This is a genomic window from Pseudomonas sp. EU05-FHT14B02, from assembly GCF_058791055.1.
This window is the reverse complement of record NZ_JBYTDD010000033.1, coordinates 1-19340: the sequence shown is the minus strand read 5'-3', so window position 1 is coordinate 19340 and position 19340 is coordinate 1. Positions and strand designations below refer to the sequence as shown.

The 19340-nt window shown below is 54.8% G+C and carries 22 protein-coding genes; 5 read left to right on the top strand and 17 right to left on the bottom strand.

The window, feature by feature from the left end:
- Positions 1–5 precede the first annotated feature (5 nt).
- The 9 genes from traD to AC3WTM_RS24875 form a co-directional block, all read right to left on the bottom strand.
- A complete protein-coding gene (gene traD / locus AC3WTM_RS24915) occupies positions 6–1835 on the bottom strand; it encodes a conjugative transfer system coupling protein TraD (protein WP_102685505.1) in 1830 nt (609 codons plus the stop codon).
- Positions 1832–4534: a MobH family relaxase gene (gene mobH / locus AC3WTM_RS24910; protein ID WP_173677894.1), complete on the bottom strand. Its 2703-nt coding sequence runs from the start codon at positions 4532–4534 to the stop codon at positions 1832–1834. Before mobH ends, traD begins: the two co-directional genes overlap by 4 nt.
- The gene (locus AC3WTM_RS24905; protein ID WP_013100895.1) at positions 4485–5528 is read right to left on the bottom strand and encodes a YqaJ viral recombinase family protein; all 1044 of its coding nucleotides are present in this window, start codon (positions 5526–5528) and stop codon (positions 4485–4487) included. Before AC3WTM_RS24905 ends, mobH begins: the two co-directional genes overlap by 50 nt.
- Positions 5515–6123 carry a hypothetical protein gene (locus tag AC3WTM_RS24900; protein WP_013100894.1) on the bottom strand — a complete coding sequence of 203 codons (609 nt, stop codon included), beginning with the start codon at positions 6121–6123 and terminating at the stop codon, positions 5515–5517. The genes AC3WTM_RS24905 and AC3WTM_RS24900 overlap by 14 nt, the downstream gene beginning before the upstream one ends.
- Positions 6124–6254: 131 nt before the next feature.
- Positions 6255–6758 (bottom strand): hypothetical protein, encoded by a 504-nt coding sequence (locus tag AC3WTM_RS24895; protein ID WP_013100893.1) that lies wholly within the window; start codon positions 6756–6758, stop codon positions 6255–6257.
- Positions 6739–6918 (bottom strand): ubiquitin family protein, encoded by a 180-nt coding sequence (locus AC3WTM_RS24890; RefSeq protein WP_033040792.1) that lies wholly within the window; start codon positions 6916–6918, stop codon positions 6739–6741. Before AC3WTM_RS24890 ends, AC3WTM_RS24895 begins: the two co-directional genes overlap by 20 nt.
- A gap of 82 nt (positions 6919–7000) precedes the next feature.
- The gene (locus AC3WTM_RS24885; RefSeq protein ID WP_013100892.1) at positions 7001–7627 is read right to left on the bottom strand and encodes a hypothetical protein; all 627 of its coding nucleotides are present in this window, start codon (positions 7625–7627) and stop codon (positions 7001–7003) included.
- 241 nt (positions 7628–7868) lie between these two features.
- The gene (locus tag AC3WTM_RS24880) at positions 7869–8960 is read right to left on the bottom strand and encodes a RecT family recombinase (RefSeq protein ID WP_013100891.1); all 1092 of its coding nucleotides are present in this window, start codon (positions 8958–8960) and stop codon (positions 7869–7871) included.
- Positions 8961–9027: 67 nt separating this feature from the next.
- A complete protein-coding gene (locus AC3WTM_RS24875) occupies positions 9028–9543 on the bottom strand; it encodes a single-stranded DNA-binding protein (protein WP_013100890.1) in 516 nt (171 codons plus the stop codon).
- Positions 9544–9966: 423 nt separating this feature from the next.
- Between AC3WTM_RS24875 and AC3WTM_RS24870 the strand changes: the two genes are divergently transcribed.
- The 5 genes from AC3WTM_RS24870 (at position 9967) to AC3WTM_RS24850 (ending at position 13798) form a co-directional block, all read left to right on the top strand.
- Positions 9967–10524 carry a hypothetical protein gene (locus AC3WTM_RS24870; protein WP_033041159.1) on the top strand — a complete coding sequence of 186 codons (558 nt, stop codon included), beginning with the start codon at positions 9967–9969 and terminating at the stop codon, positions 10522–10524.
- 6 nt (positions 10525–10530) lie between these two features.
- Positions 10531–11379, top strand: coding sequence for a DsbA family protein (locus AC3WTM_RS24865; RefSeq protein WP_084342119.1), 849 nt, complete (start codon positions 10531–10533; stop codon positions 11377–11379).
- Positions 11380–11787: 408 nt separating this feature from the next.
- Positions 11788–12696: a ParB/RepB/Spo0J family partition protein gene (locus AC3WTM_RS24860; RefSeq protein ID WP_102685503.1), complete on the top strand. Its 909-nt coding sequence runs from the start codon at positions 11788–11790 to the stop codon at positions 12694–12696.
- Positions 12697–12706: 10 nt separating this feature from the next.
- Positions 12707–12880: a carbon storage regulator CsrA gene (gene csrA / locus AC3WTM_RS24855; protein ID WP_102685502.1), complete on the top strand. Its 174-nt coding sequence runs from the start codon at positions 12707–12709 to the stop codon at positions 12878–12880.
- A gap of 81 nt (positions 12881–12961) precedes the next feature.
- Positions 12962–13798 carry a hypothetical protein gene (locus AC3WTM_RS24850; protein ID WP_102685501.1) on the top strand — a complete coding sequence of 279 codons (837 nt, stop codon included), beginning with the start codon at positions 12962–12964 and terminating at the stop codon, positions 13796–13798.
- 49 nt (positions 13799–13847) lie between these two features.
- On the opposite strand, the gene traN is transcribed toward AC3WTM_RS24850, so the two are convergent.
- The 8 genes from traN to AC3WTM_RS24810 form a co-directional block, all read right to left on the bottom strand.
- Positions 13848–16466 (bottom strand): conjugal transfer mating pair stabilization protein TraN, encoded by a 2619-nt coding sequence (traN, locus tag AC3WTM_RS24845; protein WP_102685500.1) that lies wholly within the window; start codon positions 16464–16466, stop codon positions 13848–13850.
- A gap of 141 nt (positions 16467–16607) precedes the next feature.
- Positions 16608–16805, bottom strand: a complete 198-nt coding sequence (locus AC3WTM_RS24840) for a hypothetical protein (protein WP_013100883.1) — start codon at positions 16803–16805, stop codon at positions 16608–16610.
- Between the two features lie 142 nt (positions 16806–16947).
- Positions 16948–17079, bottom strand: coding sequence for a hypothetical protein (locus AC3WTM_RS24835; protein ID WP_255311629.1), 132 nt, complete (start codon positions 17077–17079; stop codon positions 16948–16950).
- A gap of 1 nt (position 17080) precedes the next feature.
- Positions 17081–17287 (bottom strand): hypothetical protein, encoded by a 207-nt coding sequence (locus AC3WTM_RS24830; RefSeq protein ID WP_011077965.1) that lies wholly within the window; start codon positions 17285–17287, stop codon positions 17081–17083.
- A 271-nt stretch (positions 17288–17558) separates the two neighbouring features.
- On the bottom strand, positions 17559–17693 hold the full coding sequence (locus AC3WTM_RS24825; RefSeq protein WP_013100880.1) for a hypothetical protein: 135 nt from the start codon (positions 17691–17693) through the stop codon (positions 17559–17561).
- Between the two features lie 398 nt (positions 17694–18091).
- Complete coding sequence (locus tag AC3WTM_RS24820; RefSeq protein ID WP_013100879.1) at positions 18092–18337, bottom strand: hypothetical protein; 246 nt, start codon at positions 18335–18337, stop codon at positions 18092–18094.
- Positions 18338–18404: 67 nt separating this feature from the next.
- Complete coding sequence (locus tag AC3WTM_RS24815) at positions 18405–18653, bottom strand: hypothetical protein (RefSeq protein ID WP_060763786.1); 249 nt, start codon at positions 18651–18653, stop codon at positions 18405–18407.
- A gap of 48 nt (positions 18654–18701) precedes the next feature.
- Positions 18702–19088 carry a hypothetical protein gene (locus tag AC3WTM_RS24810; protein ID WP_023049102.1) on the bottom strand — a complete coding sequence of 129 codons (387 nt, stop codon included), beginning with the start codon at positions 19086–19088 and terminating at the stop codon, positions 18702–18704.
- Between the last annotated feature and the right edge of the window lie 252 nt (positions 19089–19340).

The following is a 19340-nucleotide window of genomic DNA, read 5'->3' as shown; positions in this document are numbered from 1 at the left end:
CGGAATCAGTTGGCAGTCGGGCCGGTGAGGATGGGCAGTCGCCCCTTACGGATATCGCCGCCCGCAAACACTGCGAGATATTCGAGGTCTGGTAGCTCGCCGAGGAGCGCTGTTGGGAAGCGCTCACCCTCCTCTTGCATAAGGCGCTCCCCAACATTCCCGCCCTGCACCACACCGCCTTCACCTGCCGAGTTGCCCTGAGTACGCATGACGTATTTGTAGCGAGTTGGCGTCATCTTTTTCGCCACGAACTCCTGCGTATCGGTATCAAGGATGCGGAGGCAGATGATGTTGTTCGCGTTCCCCAGAACCTGCATGGCTTTGGCTTCGTCACCCATGCGGGCCTTGAAGTCGGCGATGGTCTGGGTTGCGATGTAGAGATTTATTCCTGCGCCGCGGCCCTTGTTCAGCAGCTGGATGAGCTGGTCATTGATAACCTCAGCAGCCTCGTCGACAAAGATGTTCACCGGCTTGGGCAACCTGTGGTTGTAGATCTCGCCTGCGGTCGATGCCAGATCGGCCAGCGCCAGCGAGCCGATAGTTGAGCCCACCATTGAGTCAGCGAGCGAGTCGAGGCCCAGGTAAAGAACCTGGTCGGCGTTGATGACAGAGTTCAGGTCACTGATTCGGCGCGGGTCTTCATCGTCGGTGTGCGGGGAAAGCAGTGGCCCCATTTCACCGGAGGTAAGCATCACCAGGATTGGAAGAAGGCCAGCAATCATCTTGCTGAAGTGCGATCGCTCGTGCTCGAGCATGGTGAGCAGGCCTTCCAGATCGGTATTGGCTTCCACCTTCGCGATGTCGTTGTAATAGACCTTCCGCAATACCTTCGCCTTTTCTTCGATGTTCCGAACCTTGGCCGAAAGAATTGCTGATTCGGCCATCCTCGCGAATTCATCTTCACCGAAGACCTTTGAACCGAAGGCCATGACCACCTTGATAGTCAGCCCAGGGACATCCCCCTCAAGGGTTCTCCTGAGGCCGACAAGGGTGGGCAGGATGTTGCAGATCAACATGGCTTGAATCACGCTGTTCAAGGACATCTGCGCAAAGGCTTGGAACGGATCGCCGGCTTCGCTTTTCATCAGCACTGCGACACGGGAGGCAACTTCAGTTGCGCGGCCGTAGTTCTTGGTCAAAGACAGACGAACCGACTTGTCGGGGTGCGCAGGATGGAAATATTTGAACAGGCTGGCCTTTCCCATCGCCTTGCATGTCCGCTCACATGTTTCGGCTAGGCCTTTATCGCCTTTCGGATCGATCACGATCACCGGTTCACCACGAGCGATACACTGGGATATGGCCAGGTCGAACCAGCGGGTCTTGCCGGCCCCTGTTGTGCCCAGTACGAGGTGGTGAATCGAACGCTGATCTGCTGGCCGGAGACATGGCTCCTCCTCATCCATGCCGATCCCGTGTATCCATTTCGTACCCTTAACCTCAGCGTTGCGGCGGCCACGCTTGCCGATAATGGCCTCGATATCCATCGCCTGGAGCTCAAATGCGTACTGGCCGTGCCGCTGTCGCCAAGGGAAAGCCTCGCCGAAATAGAACTCGTGTGGGTGTCTCTTCACCAGCTCCATCACCTCCTCCAAGGTGATGAAGGAGAGATCTGCTCCAACGAGACAGGCTTTTGCCCGATGAACGCGGAGGGCCCTTGGTATGGCCGCTAACGCAAATCCAGCCTGCACGCCAAGCGTTATCAGGTATGGGGTTACCGGCATCTCCGTCATCAATTGAACGGCGGTGCCGGCGAGCATGGACGAACCCCACGCAACTGCTTCCCGCGCCTCGTAGTTTTTCCGCCAGTAACTGGTGTAGTCCCATTCACTCATTTTTTGGGAAGCTCCTCGTAAAGGGGGCGAACGAAGATTTTTCTGCGCTTGGCGACCTTGACGGCATCGCGGAAGCAGAACACCGCGTTCTCTAGAGATGTTGGCGTGATGCCGAACTGCTCAGCGACATTCGTGAGCATGTAGGTTGTGAGGCTGAGCACAGGTGATCCGCCTATTTCCTCAAGTACGGCCTTCTCGATCAGCGACTTCACAGCCTGCTCGAGGCTTGGGATGTCGGCCTCGCGAAGCCGGGATATGTGAGGAATAACCCAGTCCAGCTCCGCTAACTTGCAGTAAATAACGCTGTAGTCGGACGTGAGCATGAAGCCTTCACGGGACTGTAGGGTTCGGGTCAGGGCTGGCCCCTCGACGGTAATGTCCTGCCACAGCCAGCCCGCATGGACGAGCGGGTGGATGTCCTCAGCAAGGAAGGAGGATTTCCCCAGTCGAACGAATACCTTGTTTCTCGCTAATGCCGCGTTCTCGGGGTCTTGAGTAGCGGTGATGAGCTTTTGGGCAAGATCAGGTTGTTGTTCCAGCAGGTAGCATTCGTGCGCTGTAAGCTTCGAGACGACACCGGCTGGCAAGATGCTGGAAGCGCCTGGCACCTCCTCCGCCACGCGGCAGACCTCTCCGTCTTTCTGCTTCTTCGATTCCACCGGAGGCGTAGTTTTAGGCGTGCGTTTGCCTTGCCCCATGATGGAGTTGAGGGAGATCTTTTCCTGACGAGGCAACAGCTCCTGCGCCCCCTGCCCTGATCCAGCCTGCGTATCAGCATCAGAGGGATCGGAGCTAATTTCAGCCTCAGCTGGCGGGAGTGATTCTTCTTGCTGAGGCTCAGCCGCCGGCGAGTGAGGACTCAAGAAAAGCAGCATTTCCTCAAGGCTGGCAGGAGGCTCCTGAGGTGCTTCTTCCTCCTCCTCAGCATCCACAGCTTCCTCTGGTTGGGAGGAAGCAATTACAGCCGTATCGTCACCTGCCGGCTCTGACTCCACACCCACAGGGGCGTCTTCGGCGGGGTTCTGCGCTTGTTTGAGGCTAACCCCTGAAGAGGCGGTTGTTGGTACCGGAGCTGCTTGCCTTGGAGCCGCTTTTTTCTTTCTTGCTGGTTTCGACGATGCGGATTCTTTTGGAGGTGTAGGCCCCGAATCAGCGTCAGTATCCCCGCTCGAGTCCCCAGTCAGATCAGCCCCAAACAGGTCTTCCTGATGCTCACTCAGCGCGTTCGCTGCTGCGCCAGCCGTATCGTTAGGAGCAATGACATCCTTCTGCTTTCCCTCCTTCCCAAGGCTGATGGAAACTGGCGGCGGAATCGGTGTGGTTGGAAAAAGGATGTCCGGATTCACAAGCTTCATGCAGCGCAGCGCCGGGCCTTTGCCGTTCTTGCGCAGAAGGTGAGGCGTAACCAGCCAGTACAGGTCGCCGTTTGGGGCTCTCTCTGCTATCCCGTGCTCTACCAAGGTACCAATTAGCGTGTCAGGTGATCGCGGGATGGCCACAACCCCATCACCGACCAGCATGCTCACAATCTCCTCGGCACCCTGGTTCCAAGCGATGTAGACGCCATCAGTTGCAACCCATACGCGGCCGGCAGGCGTGTTGATCTTCCAGGTTCCGTCACTCAGCAACCGCAGCATTGCATCCGACACCAACCGCGGTACCGGGACACCTGTTGCATTGCCCCCGCCATTATTCGAGCCTCGATTGAGGTCACGCTTGGTGGATGCAGAGTCGGCCCACTTGACCAACTCGGTCAGAGGCGAGCTTCCGCTCCCGGAAATTGCATCGAGGAGCGCTTCATAGATGTCGTGGCCACCTTCAATCAGCCACGCCTGTACGGCTGGCGGAATGATCCGTGTTGCTTGCGCTACAGAGACCTGAACGTGATTCCCATGCCTATTGGAATTCCAATGCAGGAAATAGCGGGTCAACTTGTTGCGCACAGACCAGTCATGAAGCGTTTCCTGCGCGTAGATCCACTGGTTGTTGCCTTCAAAATCGGTGGCGCGAATATCCGTGAGAGGCTTCCCTGCGTCGTGTAGCAGCCCTGACGCGATGCCCGCGACGTACCACCGACGCAGGCGCATGCTTCGCCGTGCCGGGGTCTCGTTTGTATCAAAGGCTGTCGTAAGGCACCCATCCAGGGTGAGCGAGGCGACCTCAAGGCTATGTCGGAGCAACCCCCCTGGGCCGGAGTGATGGTGGTTCTCCGACGCCGGCAGCATGTGCGCCAATTCGGCGAAATTCACCAGGATCGGCTCAACGTAGAGCTTGAGGTCACTGGCAGGCATTCCGACTGAATGAATAATCCGATCGAACAGCTCGTGCTGATAATTGCGCATGAACCACTGCCCGCTAACCAGCCCTGGATAACCCTCTTGGTAAGGTGGGTACCGAAGGTTTCGCCAGTTATGGTTCTCCAGGTACCGCTTGATTTCAGGAGTAATCATCTGCTCGGCCGGGTGCGCGAAGCTGTCCGTAAGGGCACGCTCGCTTCGAGGCCACAGGCGTTTCAGGAATGAAAATGGAGGCATACGCTTCTCGGCCATGTTGTGTGCTGAGAATGATGCGTGAGGGATACCGCCTTGAGTTTCGTTTTCAGGCAGTTTTATGGTCGAAAAAAAGCCCGGCAAGTGCCGGGCTGAGGGGTTAGAACCAGAAGGTTCCGAAAAACTGTGACGGCTCTTCGACCGTCTCATTTATTGCGTCCACCTTTTGCCGTATGCGGGGCAACGGCTCAGGTTTGGCCTTACTTTCATCGTAGGAGGCATCCACAGAGACCCGCGTAGCCATTGACGAACCGGTCTGGTGTCTCGCGATCACATCGGGCGGAATAACCGCCTCCAGCTCGTGCGCAACACCTTTCCAATCCACAGTGCCAGCCACTTCGTAGCTCGTGACTTTCACACCCAGAGCATCGGCCCGGCGGAACTCCCCCAGCAACGGCAGGATCTCGGCCTCAAGGTCTTTTGCTTCCTTGGTGAGCACTTTCAACTGGGCCTTCAGCTCAGCAATCTTGCTCTCCTTCGCTCTCCTGGCATTTGCTAGCGGACGCCATGCAGCCAGGTCCAGCCTATCCAGCGGAATAACGTCCCGCTTTGGATCGGCCTCAGGCGGCACACCGCGCATCACCAGCCCCCAGAAGATTTCTTCTGCCTGAATGATTCGTCTCACCAGAAGGTCATCCCAGTCAACGATCAAACAGCAGGGTTCATGCTTCGGCGACCAAAACCACAGGTAACCGCGCCGTGCTCCACTGACGATCATCTGGTGCATCACTTGCCAGCGGTACAGCTTAAATGCCTTGCTATGCTCCCTGAGTTGCAGCACCTCCAGATGGTTGGTTTCGGAGAGATTCTTGATCTCTACCGGAGACTTGTCATCCAGAACCCCATCGAACGATGCCCGAATAAAAGGGTATGCGGTCGACTCTGCACAGAACGGCAAAGCCATCTTGCCGTACTTATCCTCAAAGGCTTGTAGCGCTAGCGGTTCGAATTTGACTCCCCTCCTAACCTGCGGGATTACCGACAAGTCAGCTGGCTCGACAATTCCAACCAATTCCTTCCACAGCTCCAGGGGCGTTTTATCAGGGTTTTCACCCATGATGACAGCGCAACTGGTTGCACTGATGCCTTCCCTTCGCCACTCGTGCCAATCAGGAGTCCGCTGCGCGATGTCAACGATTTTCATTGTCGACACCCTCATGGAACCCCAGCCTGGCCATTACCTCATACGCATGCAGAACACCGTTGTTACGGAACTCAGCACAGAGCTTCAGGTCGTGGAACAGCTCGGTTTTCTTCAACTTTGTGGTGCTGTAGAAGCCCTTCGCAAAGTTTGTTTCTGGATCAAGCACATCGACATAGCCGAGCCCGTCAAGCAGCGTCTTGCGTAGCAAGTCAGCATGGCTCAGCACATTCGCTATGCGCTCATCTAGTGGGCCTGATGTGAAGAAGTTGAACTGCAAGCCAATTTCTTCTCCGAGCAGCCGTAACGCCCTACAGACGGCGTTATACCGCTCCTTTCTCAGCTCTTCGGCCTTCGCATGGAAGTCCTGGAGCCGCTTACTGTAAACAACACCCCATTCGCGCAGCTGCTTTTCGTCTGCTTCCGTCAATCCCTGAAGGTCAGGGTTCTCAGGCCAGTTATCCAGATCCATGAACATGCTGAGTTTCCCCAACATGGTTTTTTCTTGGATCTCGACTCCTAACTCCGAATTGCGGTGAGCGACGATTGCGGCTTCTACGGCATGGAATGCCTTGCAGCATGACTCAAAGGTCTTCATTGATTTCTCCTTTTCTCAAGTTCACCACCCTGGCTCGAAAACCCAAGTGGCACCCCCGGAAAGGCGAAACCCCAGAGGGCTTTCGCCCCCTGGGGGATATTCTTTCTCTGGTGTTCCAGTGATGCTCACGATTACGCAACCTTCGCGTAGCGGGAGTAGATTTCTTCTCGCTTGCGCATGGCATCCTCGAAGCTCAACTGACCTGCATTGCAAGCCTGAATCACTGCGACGATCTCCATGCCGCGCTGCCATTCAGCGGTACCCGACAATCGATCAAGCGCCCCCATATCTAGAAGTGCGTATCCATCGTCAAGCATGTCGCCAATGCACAGCTCCGGCGTGTCATGCGTGCAATGGCCGGTGAAGCCATCACGTTGAAACGCCTGCCACCGAAAGCGCCCTTGCTGAGATGCGTCTGGGATAAGAACACCCCAGGCATCCCGGCTCCGATGCTTCAGCGTCAAGCCAAGTCCGTGGATAGTGAACTGACAAAGCAGGTACTCCAGGAGAATGAGCTTCACCTGAAATTGCTCGATCATTTCGTCAGCGTATTCCGCGAACGCACCACCCTCTTCTTTCATCTCCCCCCAGCTAGCAAGGGAGTCCTTCAGCCCCTCAACGGTTGACGGTCGCATTGTTCTGCTCTCCTGGAAGGGAGTGGGTCAGAACGGCAAAAAAACCCGGATGGGCCTTCTCTGCTTTGTCGATCGCTTCGCCGAAGGTGGTTGCTTCACAACGGAAGGTAGCCTTCTGCTGTGTATGCAGGATGGTCATCGATAGGATGTAAGTCCGCATGGTGTATCTCCTTCTCAGATTTTTAGCCCTGAAAAAGAGGCACCTTCCCTGAGGGGCGGTGCCCCTCAGGGATAGCGATTACTCAGTTGATTCGCTGGTATTGCCCAGCTTCAACCAGCTGCTTTGCTTGGCCTGCAAGATGCTCTACTACGCCGTTAGAAAGCGGATCGCTGCCATAGAAACCCCAGCAGCTATCTGTCTCCTCGCCGTCTTCAATCACCTTGAAGCCCCACACATCGCCGGTTAGGTACTGGTCATAAACCTCGACCTCCCCAACCAGCATGGCGGTTACTTTTTCGGTGCGTGACTTGTTCAGCCGTTTCCAGCCCTGCTCAGCACACACTTTCGCCTTGCTCACGAAAATAAAGCCCACTTGCCCACTGTCCCAGGGGCAGGCGAACGGCTTGGTTCTCATCGTGATGCCGCTGTGATCGTAGAGATACAGCGGCAGAATGATCGCCTTGCCTGTCATTTTGAGAGCTTGTTGGATGTCAGGTACATGAGTTGAGTCGAAGCCCATCTCGTTGAGCTGCCTTTCGGACAGGTGCTCGTAGATCAGGTCAAGCGCCTCAGTAGCTCCATCCTCATCACCCAGAATGTAGCGGCGATGAGCGCAGACCATCATTGCAAGGTTGTCCCACTTGCGCGGGTTTTCTGCGTCGGTGTCATGCATGAGCTGTACGGTGACTTTCGGTTGTGCAGTTGCCATATCGTTTTCCTTTCTCAAAAAACGACGAGGGCAATGCGCCCCTGGGGGCGATATGCCCCGTCAGGGAGTTTTTTGCAGATGCCTTACGGCAGCAGCAGGGTCAGGATGAAGACGATCAAGTCAGCCATCTGATTGATTCCTTTTGAACTGACGGAGCACTCCCCTTACGGGAAAGCCCCGCAGGGTTGTGGTCAGTTCGAAGCGCCCTATGCAACAAGGCCCCCCAAAGCGTTTTTTTGCGTCACTCGCCTTGCGACTGAGCAACGTACTGCGCAGATTTCAACTGGGTTACAGCGTAATCCCGAGCGTCTACAGGCCACGTCGAAACGTACTCGAACGCCGGCTCCCAACTATTGGCATCACGAGCACGCCGAACAACTTCCGCAACCTTCTTGATCACCTTTGCAGGTAAATCAGCAGGTGGCGGAACTTGGCTTCCATCACGGACAACTTCACCTTCAATCACATCGTCTGCCGGGGCAGGATCTGCAACCTCTGGTTTAGCGGCCTGTTCGGGGTCTACGGTGGGTTCTGGCTGCTGATTAACCTGGTTAGAGGTCGGCAACGGCTCAGTTTCCACCACATCAGCAGCGCCCATATATCGCTCAACAACTTCAACTGGTACATCGTTGGAAGAGAACCCTTCCCCAGCGTCTGTATTGAGGTACTGAATCACTCCGTCCAGCTTTGAGCCGGTCTGAGGCCAGTATTTCCTTGCAATCTTGATGGCCGACTTCTTGCGCATGGAATCTTCGAAGTCGACCCAAGGGCCTTTCTTCTTGCGTTTCCACAGCTCTGAAGCATCGCGAGCAGCATTGATTTCATCAGCGGTAACCGCCTCAACGTGAACGCGGCCATCAGGCAGAAGAGCTTCGACGTAGCAACCTACAAACTCCCCACGATCAGCCTTCTTGTCGAAAGGGTTGAACGTGTGGGTCGGGCTTTGTCGCTTCCCTCTGTACTCGAATTTGTCTTTCGAGTAGACCAATTCAACGATGCAATCACGGATCGCACCGTCGTTCACAGCGACCTTGACCATGCCCCTCCAGGACACGTCCAAAACCACCTGCCCGTCTCGGGGCACCAAGTACGCGAGCTGTCGGGATTGATTAAGAGTCAATCCGTAAGCCGCAACCTGGCTAAAGGCATTTCTAAGGCTTAGCGGGTTAGTCGTAGCGCACTTGCACAGATAGTCGTTGTTCATCATGGCCTGCGATGCAAACAGCAGCTCATTTTTGAACATCACGTCAGTCTTCGACGACTCCACTAGCTTGATGAACTTTTCTTCTTGCTTCGCAATAATTGCAACTGCGTTTTGGAAGTTATCGCTCATTTCATTTTCCTTTCTAAAAAGAAAACGCACCCGAAGGTGCGTTAATTCTTGACTGACTTCTGCCTGATTAGATGATGTTTAGAAGCAAACGGCTAATTGGGGCAAAAGGGATGTCGTCGTCGAAGCTGTCATAATGCGGATCATGCTGTGGAGCAGGATCGCGTGGTGACTGACTAGGACGTTGTTGTTGCTGTTGCGGACGCTGCTCACGGGGTTGCCCTTGAGAGTTGTCGCGCTCTGGCCTACCACCCAGGAGCTGCATTCTGCCCTGCATGTCGACGATAATTTCGGTGGTGTACCGTTTGATACCGTCTTTTTCCCACTCTCGTGTTTGAAGCTTACCTTCGATGTATACCTGCGATCCTTTCCGCAGATACTCACCAGCGATTTCAGCGACTTTCCCAAACAAAGAAACACGGTGCCATTCGGTCTTTTCGACTTTCTGTCCCGTTTGCTTGTCAGTCCACTGCTCACTTGTTGCAAGGCTGAGATTGGTTACTGCATTACCGTTCGGTAAGTAGCGAGTTTCTGGATCTTGACCACAGGTGCCAACCAAGATCACTTTATTTACGCCGCGAGCCATAGTATTTCTCCATTTAGATAGAACTACGGGGCGGCATTACCCCAATACGGGGGCAATAGCAGCCCCGTTGGGGTTTGGTTTTTCATGGGTTTTTGGTTGTACTTTTGAGACGGCCAACAAGCCGACCATGCGACGAAGCGCATGACTAAATCAGTCCACACATGTGGGCTGACTTAATCTGGGAATTCATGATGGTTGAGATTCAACCATGAGGCGCTGGGCCTGCTAGATGGACTGCAAGGCATGCAATCCGGATTTATAACGCCGAGCTACTCGACGTGATAGGAAGTCTGCAACAAGCAGAATCCAATGGCAAGCGGGTTTTTTGTCGGCGTTTTTTCAGTCGCTTTTTCGTCCTGAAAACGGGCCATCTCCTTTTCTGTACAGAGGAAAATGATCCTTACCAGCCTCAGAGGATCAACCATGCACCACCTTAAATCTCTCCTGCCGCTAGGCCTGGCCATTGGCTTGGCGCTCACAGCGGGTTGTGCCAACAAGCCAGAACCACCTGCCTCAGGCACGCCATTCGAGGTAGCAAGCTACGAGCCCGACATGCGCGAATACCACACCAGTTGGGGGCATACGGGCCGAGGCGGTGCAGCATTGCGAAAACCCACCTATCAACCCGTTCTTGGCAGCCTCGATGTTCTCGAGACCCCGGCCGGGAAGCTTCACCCAGAGCTGCAAGCACGCCTTACAACGAACGATAGCGTTGCAGTCCCCTCATCCATGTTCCAGGCCAACTGTGCTGACTCTGCAAATGTGGCGCAGGCCTTTGCTCTTGGCCAACCCGCGGCAAGCGAGCGCATCGTCACCTTGGCCAACGCGGCCGGTTCGGTCGATGACTACATTGCCGTCCGGAACAAGCTCTGCAAAGGGGCTCAACGGTTGAGCTACGAGGAGTGGGTCATTCTCGTCGAAGGCACCCCGAAGGATGTCCCTCTTCACCTGAAACCGTCTTTTTCCCCCTCCTATAAGTGATCAGTCATGCCTAAATTCAATCCCACTCTCGCTACAGCCATTGGCGTTTCCATCGTGACCTCTGCCGTTGCTATCGGTGTCTCCGTCCACATGGGTCAGAGCTACACCGACATCGCGGTACAAAATGCCCTTGTGGAGCAGTTGCCAGGCGCGGTCGACAAAACCCTGAAGGATCGTGAAGTTGAGAAGATCAACGCAGCGAAAGCGAAAATCCTCTCGAAGTGGAGCGGCGCAGCTGACACCACCATTGAAGGTCGGCACATCTACGGCAGCAAGGACGCCCAGTTCACCTTGGTCGAGTTCGTTGACCTGGAATGCCCTTATTGCAAGCGCTTCCATGACACGCCAAAGCAGATGGCTGACAAGTCCGAAGGGCGCATTAACTGGGAATGGCAGCATTACCCCCTGGCCTTCCACAACCCCGCAGCGGAAGTGGCAGCTCACGCCTCTGAGTGCGTGGGCGAGGTTGCCGGCAACAAAGCCTTCTGGGCCTTTACTGGCGAATGGTTCGCTCGCACTCAACTCAATGGCCAAGGTGTCGAGGACGTAGAGCGTCTTGCGCAGGAGGTTGGTGCTCCCCTTGATGCCTATCGTCAGTGCATGGAAAGCGGCAAGTACCGGGCCTTGATCGAAGGCCAGGTGAAGAAAGGCACGAACATGGGTGTCACCGGCACGCCAGCAACGGTCGTAGTCGACAACCTGACAGGCAACAAACTGCTGGTGAAGGGTGCCCAAAGCACGCAGGTGCTACTCCAAACCATGCAGCAGCTGGTCAAAATGCGCGACGAGGCTCCCAACCAGGACAAGCTGGATACCCCTGCTGAGGGCGCGGCCAATGAGATCGGTGCTCAATAGGCTGGATGAATGGGCCGACCGGCTAGACGCCGGCGGCACTCGTGCGCTTTGGGGCGCTCGTGACGCCATGACCCAGCAGCTAGAAGGTCGGGTGGGCCTTTTCCGTGCGCTACGCAGGGCCAGTAGCTGGGATGAGGTTTTCGATCTCATCTCAGCCAACGGATACACCCTCATTCCAAACGGAGAGGATTTTATCGCCGCTGACATGAGCACAGGGCTGATGTTCTCTCTCTGGGATTGTGGTCATAGCCGGCTCGTATTTGAGGAGCGGCTTGGTCACTTCCCGGATTCACCTCCTACGAGTCGATGACTCCAACCCCGCTCCGGCGGGGTTTTTCTTGTGCTTGGGATATTCCAGAGCAGTGATGTACTGAGCACACCTCAATAAACGTATCAGGGAGATACGCCATGAACGATCTACCACGCATTGCATCGTTTCGCCAGTTGGACGAACACCTGAAGAAAACTGGTGTTCCACGCGACGAACAGATGATTCGCAACAACATCTACATTGCACCGCTTGACTGGTTTGCAATTGAAGAAGGCTTCAATCTGAGGCCCATCGATCCTGACCATGCCGAAGGCTTCGCCAAGTCTTATGAGCAGGGCCTGTATGTGCCTCCAGTCGTCGCAGAACTGAAGATCATCGACGGCAACCCTCGCCTCGTGATCCGAGAAGGCCACCATCGCCTCACTGGCGCTCGCATCGCAGATGGGCGCGGTGCAAATCTTCCAGGCCTGATGGTCAACGAGTTCAAAGGAAATCAGTCCGACGCTGTTGTGATGATGATCAAGACCAGCGAAGGCAAAGAGCTGCTGCCGCTGGAGCGAGGAGAAGGCTACAAGCGCCTGGCCGGGCAAAACTGGATTCCAGCCCAAATCGCCGATCGCATGAACAGGAGCGTCACTCATGTTGAGCGACTGCTGCTTCTCGCCAACGCCGAGGAGAACGTCAAACAGCTCGTTCGCGACGGCGCAATTAAAGCGTCGCCTGTCATTGATGTTCTGGTGGAGCTGCGAGGAACTGGGCAAGACCCATATCCAAAGCTGCTGGGGATGATCGAAGGAGCAAAGGCCTCCGGTCGTACCCGCGCAACGGGCTCAGACGCCAACAAGGCGCTTGGCAAGTTCAAGGTGACACCCAAGGAAGCCATGAGTGCGTTCAGCGCACTGAGCGGCCTTACAGGAAGCCTGCGCGATCAACTCAAGTCCGGGGGCGATGCGCAGCATGAGTTGCGGCTTGACTCGAAGGCGGCGGAATCGTTGCTGAAGATCCTGGAGAAGTATGAGGCCAGCCAGAACACGGCTGAAGCCTGAGGAGGCAGTAATGCTGCACATTGAGCGCAAGGTAGGGGAGTCGATTCGGCTCGGCAACGACATACAGGTGATCGTCACAAAGGCTGCGAACGGTACGGTCAGGTTGGCGTTTGAAGCGCCGAAAGAGGTGAAGATCTACCGCGAAGAGATCTACCAGCGCATCCAGAACGAAAAAACACCCTGATCACATAGTCGGTCGTTCGACTTCGCTTGGGATCGCCGCCGAAGACGGTAACCTATGGCTATCGAAAAAAGGAGTTTCACCATGAAGAACCGCAGTATAACGATTCGCACCGGGCTTCTCGCCGCAGCTATTGCTCTCCTGGTCGGGTGCTCTTCCTCGCCGAAGGCACCCACCGTACAACTGCCTGACCCGCAGAATGTGCCGAAGGAAAAATGGTCTGATGCGATGCACGTTCTGACTGCCATGAACATTTCTGGTCAGCGTGATGTTCCCCGAGAATTCGTTGTATCCGACCCGACCACGGCGACTCCTAGTACAGGAGGCTCGAGTGTGGCGGACGCTGCTGTTGCCGCAGGCGGCTATGCGTCGCCTCCTCCTGGTGTCAGCAGCAATGCAGCTCTTGGCCTAGGGGTAGGCCTCTTCCTCCTCGGCGGCTCGAGCGATCCAGCTCGCACCTACCAGACTGCCGCTTGGGTACCCAGCACGCTGGCAAAATCGCCCGAAGAAGCGTCTGCCCTGGTCTTGAAGCTAATTGAGGAGGCGCGAGTCAAAGCCTTTCCTCATAACCGCTCAAAACTCAAATCGCTGGTAGGTAAGTATCCGTCAGGTCACGGGAAGGCCTACGATAGTCCCGCAGCTTTCGTGAAAGAAACTCCCGTGCAATTTGCCGACAGAGCCACGCCCCCACCGAGCTTTATTAATGCCGCCGAGGCATATGGGCCAATCTTCATTCTCAATGAGCAGTACACAGTTGATGGAATAAAGAACGACATAACGACCTTGGAAGCCATGACTAAAATTTCCGAAATTCTGCCGGAGTGGTTCTACATGTATCACCCAGGCCAGAAGCTGCGAAAGAACTCTGTACCCGCGCGCATCATCAATAAAGGCCAGGCGATGTATTTCATTGGGAAATAGCAAACGCCGCCATTAATACAAGAAGCCCCGCACTTGGCGGGGCTTCTTTTTATCTCATATCTTCCTCAGCTTTTCTCTTCACCGCGTCAACATCGAAACCCTCTAGCCTCTGCAAGTTCCGGTCTAGCGTGTTGAGCCGCGTCTCACCCTGCGTTATCTGAAGTCTACTTCCACTTCCTGTCACGTCCTCAAGCGATACGGTGTTCGCGGTTGGCAGCCGCCCTGCAAGATTCAGCATACCGATCCACTCAGACAGATCCACACGGGACCAATCCATTTGCGCCATCTGAGCTGGCGTAATTCCTTCGCACGTAGGTGACTTCACGTCACCCCATCCCAAACCCAGTTGCTCACGGGCTGACTCTTGAATGATCCGGGCCACAACCGAGCCGAAGCAGCAATAGGCTTCTCGTTTTTCGACGCAAGAGCCAAGAGCTTCGGATGCGCAATAGCTGCCAACGAAGTGGCATTGCCGCGTTTCTTTTTTTGCACCCAGCTCGAATTCCTTCTGTTCGCATTCCCAGATGATGTTGATCAGCAGATCCACGATCACGTAAACCATGTACACCCAGCCGATGATGTTCACAACCATCGCAGCTTGCGACCCCAGACCGGTAACCGCGCCATCTGCTCCGGTGGCAAATACCGCGTCGGCCGCAGCCGTCGCCCCCATCTCAACCATCGCGTCATAAGCCTGCTGCATGAGCCATTGCTGAAGTTCGCTCATCAGGGTTTCCTGTACCGCGCCCTCAAAGCCCTTCTGGAACGCAGCAGTGGCGCTATCCACAATGGTGCCCCACTGGCCCTTGATAACCGAGGAGCCAACAGACATCGCCGCTTCAGTACCCGCAGCCCAGTACCCCGGAGCAAAGAGATTTCCTGTCCTGCTCAATGCCTCGAGCGAGCTGGTCATCTTCAGTGTATTCATCGTCAGATTCACATAGTCGAAGATGGACACGCTTTCTGGGGCTTCACAGCAGTCGACGTAGCCACCCAGCGCCTTCTTGCACTCCATAGCCTCGCCTTTGAACACCTTGCAGTCATTGGCCTGGTTGATATCGGTACCATCACCACCGCAGTCCAAGTCGTGCTCAGCAAACTGAGCAACCTGAAGCATGGCCACCGCATAGGCAAAATCGCCGCTTTTCGTGTTCGACGAGTCGAAACACTCACTGCCCATACAGCGCGCCCCACCAGGGCATTCGATTTGTGCCCCAGTGTTCACGATGGTTTCGTAGCTGGTGTCATAACCGCAGTCCCAGACCTCCTCGAAGGCATAGCACGAGCCTGTCTCGCCTTTTGCGCCATCAATACAGCCTTGAGAGATAAAACCACAGCTGGGATTCTGCTCGTATTGGGTGCAGGTATTCAGGTTACCGCCATCATTTGAGGGGCACCGCTGCACACCCTGGGCGTCCGTGTAGCAATCCATATTCCCCTTGTAGTAGGAGCACTCGGCGCTTACCTGGGCCTTCTTGCAAAGAGGATCAATGCTCGGGTGCGGGGATGGTGGCATGTCAGAACGGCAGATCTGAACGCCATTGGTTTCGGTACACCCGTTAGCATCAACTGCCGGCATAGAGGTGCACGACATCTGTGCGTTGGTGCAGAACCCATCCTTGATCATGTCGAACATTGGCAGGCGCTCTTCTGGGCCCCAGCCTTTATCAACGAACGCCTTTGCCGGGTCATAGATGATCTTGATGCGGGCGTAACCCTCACCACCACCGGTAACCGAGGTGCGGGTTTTGAACGTGATCACGTCATCATCGCTGCCGAACTTGTCAGTGATCACCTTGTTCGGAGCTACGTTCCAGCTTGTTCCGCGTTCGCAGCTTCCAGCTGTTTCCGGCGGGAAGACACCAGGTGTGTGCGTCCAAAGCATTTCGTCATTGAAAAGGATTTGGAAATAATCGTCGAAAACAGCTCTGTCGACGGTAGCTGAAATAATGGCGTCCTTGGCTATCACGCGGAATCGGGTGTACTCCTCATAGATTTTGCAGTTCCCGCTCCAGTAGTTGTCTCCTACCGTGCCGACCCAGATGTACAAGCAACCTGGTCCGCACGACTGAAAGTTTGGCTGCCCGGAAACGTATTCGATTACACCTACCTTGTAGTCATGCAGGAACTCAACGTTTCCGCCTTGATCCACGACGCGCTCACATGTTTTGTAATTGGCAACATGGGCGTTTTTCGTCACGTTCTCAAAAACTTCGGTAGAGGTGCAGTCCGCGAAGTTCTGCTTAAACCCATCCATGAAGTCAGGGGAACGAACTTGATCAGCCTGATTGAGCATAGGGTCGTTGGAGAGATCTACCGACATGCGGTTGCCGCTGTCGATCAGGGTTCGGTATGCCTCTCCCTCAGAGGACGATTCCGATTGGAGGCGGGTATTTGCTCGCAACCCGAGATCGATCGTCTTCACATCGTCGCCGTAGACGTTCTCGAGCGAGGCAGTGTCTCCAGTTTCAGGGAAAAGATCCTGAAGCGTGACGGAGGCGTCCCCACCATCGAATACCTGAAGTGCCTGCTGGCCTACCGATTGACCGGCCGCAGATCCTGCTGTCACAGCGTCGGCCCAGGCTGTGAAGGTCATGCTGTTGAGATACAGGCCGATCACGGTCACGTTGACCAGCCGTCTCAGCGTTGTTTTGAGTGGTTGTCGCATCGATCGCATGTCCAAAAATGGGGATGCTTCGATGCTAGGGGAAGGGTGAGAAATGATGGCGCGGTTTCAGGCAACAAAATCGCCTGAAAAAGCAAAGCCCCGGCTGGTGGGGTCACCGGCCGGGGCTCGCTGTGTTTTTGATCATGCCTCAGGCACTACTAAGACCTGGCCATCACTCGGGATCAAGCGATGAATCACCGCCCATGATTTAACGAACCGGGTATCCGGATCGGAGGACGAAACAGTTCTGGCGATCTGCTCGGGGACTTTGAACACCCGTCCAGACTCGACCATCAGTTCTTTGAGTTCTTGGCAGAATAGTGCGTTTGCTGCGGTCATGTTCAACTCTCCAGGTGTGGGTGATCCCCAGAGCCCTTCACACGGAAGGGCTCTGGTGGATCACCCACGGAGGGTGACCACGCAGCGGTCTAGCCGAAGCTAGACTTGAATCCGTTCACTGGGCCAACCCCTGAGGGAAGGCTCAGTGGGCCTTGATGTTCGTGCCGTGCTTCTTGTCGAGACGGTCAGCGACCACATAACCGATCACGCCGGTTAGGGCCAAAGCACCGACAACGCCTACGATTGCGTAAACAAGCATCTGCATCGAGTCCATTTCATTCTCCTTTCGGATTGCTCATCGCTGTAATCAAGGATACCACCAAATCGGCGATCATCATTACCACGCCAAGCACCAGACAGAACGATACGACAAGCGGATGCGTTCCTGGTGTAACGATGGAAACAAAAGCGGCTGCCAACAAGCTACAGCCAACGCCCATAAGTGAAGCCTTAATCCAGTCGAATAGTATTTTCTTGTACATCTTTTTTACTCCTCAAAAAGACGAGGAGTCCCAACGGGATTCCCCGTCAGGGTTTAATTATTTCCAACTCCGAGCCGTTCGGCTGAGTTAGAAGAACAACAATAAAGCCATTTGCCTGCGAATAAATCGCATAGGCAAAGTTCGATTTTTCTGCCAACGATGATGCGCTGCGAACAGCGTCAATTGCGTTTACATGAAACATCGGGACGACCTCTTACGAAGCAAAGACTTCCAGTAAAACCGAAAGCTTTTTGCCAAGAGCCTTATTGAATCAAAGCGCGTGACGTGCCTTGATCATTTCTGCGGTGTGAGACTGCTGAGCAGTTTCAACGCCTGCATCGAACGCCTTGAAGCCAAGTTGAATGCCACCAACAACAAGAGCGGTAAGGACGATGAGAGTTTTCATGGTGTTCTCCGTTAGCAAAAGATGCAGACGGAGAACCACCCTGGCGGGAAGTAATCTCCCCGCTGCGGGTTTTTTATGCACGCAGAAAAACCAATATCCAGTTGCCTGGATGTCGATAATTTGAGTGCTATTTTTAAGCCGGTTTGAAAGCGTGGCTCTGCTTTTTGTGACTCATCACATACATGATGAGAACACTGCCTGAACGCATACACGTTTCAGGCCTTGGCGGACATGCTCATGCATGGCGCTAAGTTCTAAGCACAGAGGGCTCTGTGCTGGAGGGGTTCTTGAGAGCTCGACCTGAGGCCCGCTCTATGCCTGCGATGATACCAAACCGATGCCCTTTAACAAGATGGCGAACCAAAAAAAAGGGTGACCCGAAGGCCACCCTTTCACACTCATAGCCCATTAGGTGAGAACACCTTGTGGCCGCATTTATTCCGGAAACGGTCAACAACCATCTCCATTGGCTCCTCCAGCTTTATCGGCTGGAAAAAACCTTCTCCCCGCGAGTGCTTCAGGAGGATGACGCCCCCTGATGACAGCTCCCATAGGTGAACCTTTGTGCCCCCTTTGGTTACCCAAGCCTTACGGCTTATCGAGGCCTGGCCTTGCAAACGAGCAGCTTCGAGGATCGCGTTCATCGACTTCTCCATACATCCATGCAGGGAGAAGCCCCGCGGGGGATTTCTCCCCCTTGGGTTGTGTTTTTTAGAGTCCTGAATATCTGCTTTCGAGCTTCAATTTATCCGGTGATACCGGGAACCAGTAGCAATCCCAGTCCAGAAAAATGAAAGCTTCGGGACGAAACTCAGGATCGATCTCTCGGACGAATCCCAGGATTTTCTTTCCCTGGATTTCGACTCCGTATCCATTTGTCACCGTCACGGTATCGCCAAGGATGAAGTCGCATGGAACAGGCGCGACTTTTGCCATCTTTTCTTCAACAAACCGGTGCATTTTCATCTCCATTTTCATGGAGAACCCCGCCGGGGTTCCCCGGTAGGGTTATTTGCAGATTGCGTTGGCCAGCTCTTCAGCGTGCAGCAGAGCGTACGCTCTTCGCTCCTGGCTCATGTATGGCCAGCAAGAGCCAACTGCGTCCGAATAGCTCCCGAATGCGTCAATCCAGTCCCAGTAAATGTTCGTGCTGTCCACACGTCGCATCTGGTCAGCAGCTGGACGAACAAGGCTGAAAACCTTGTACAGCTCGCCACGCTCAACCGCCTGCTTTACAACCTGAAGCTCGCCTTCCGTCATAGCCTTGCGGCAAACCTTCTCGACGAGAACGCCGGCAGCGCGTTTCAGCAGCCTTTCAACTAGCTTGACCACCTGATCGTTACGAGTAACGAACGTCCTGGCTTCGCCGGCCTGGGCATCCTTATAAGCATTCATCTGATTCTCCATTTCTACGAAACGCAGAAAGGGAGAAAGCCCGTAGGGGCTTTCCCCCCTATCGGGCTTCTATTTACTTAAACAGTTCTTTGGCTGCGATTTTCAATGTGGTAGCGCGAACATCTTCGAAGTCGCACATCATTGCTTCACAACAGACTCGGAAGCTAAACGGATGGGTAATCCCCCCTGAAATCAGTACTCGTCAGAAGTAGAATTTTCTCCTAATCGGATCAAGGAAATTTTGCGTGAAGA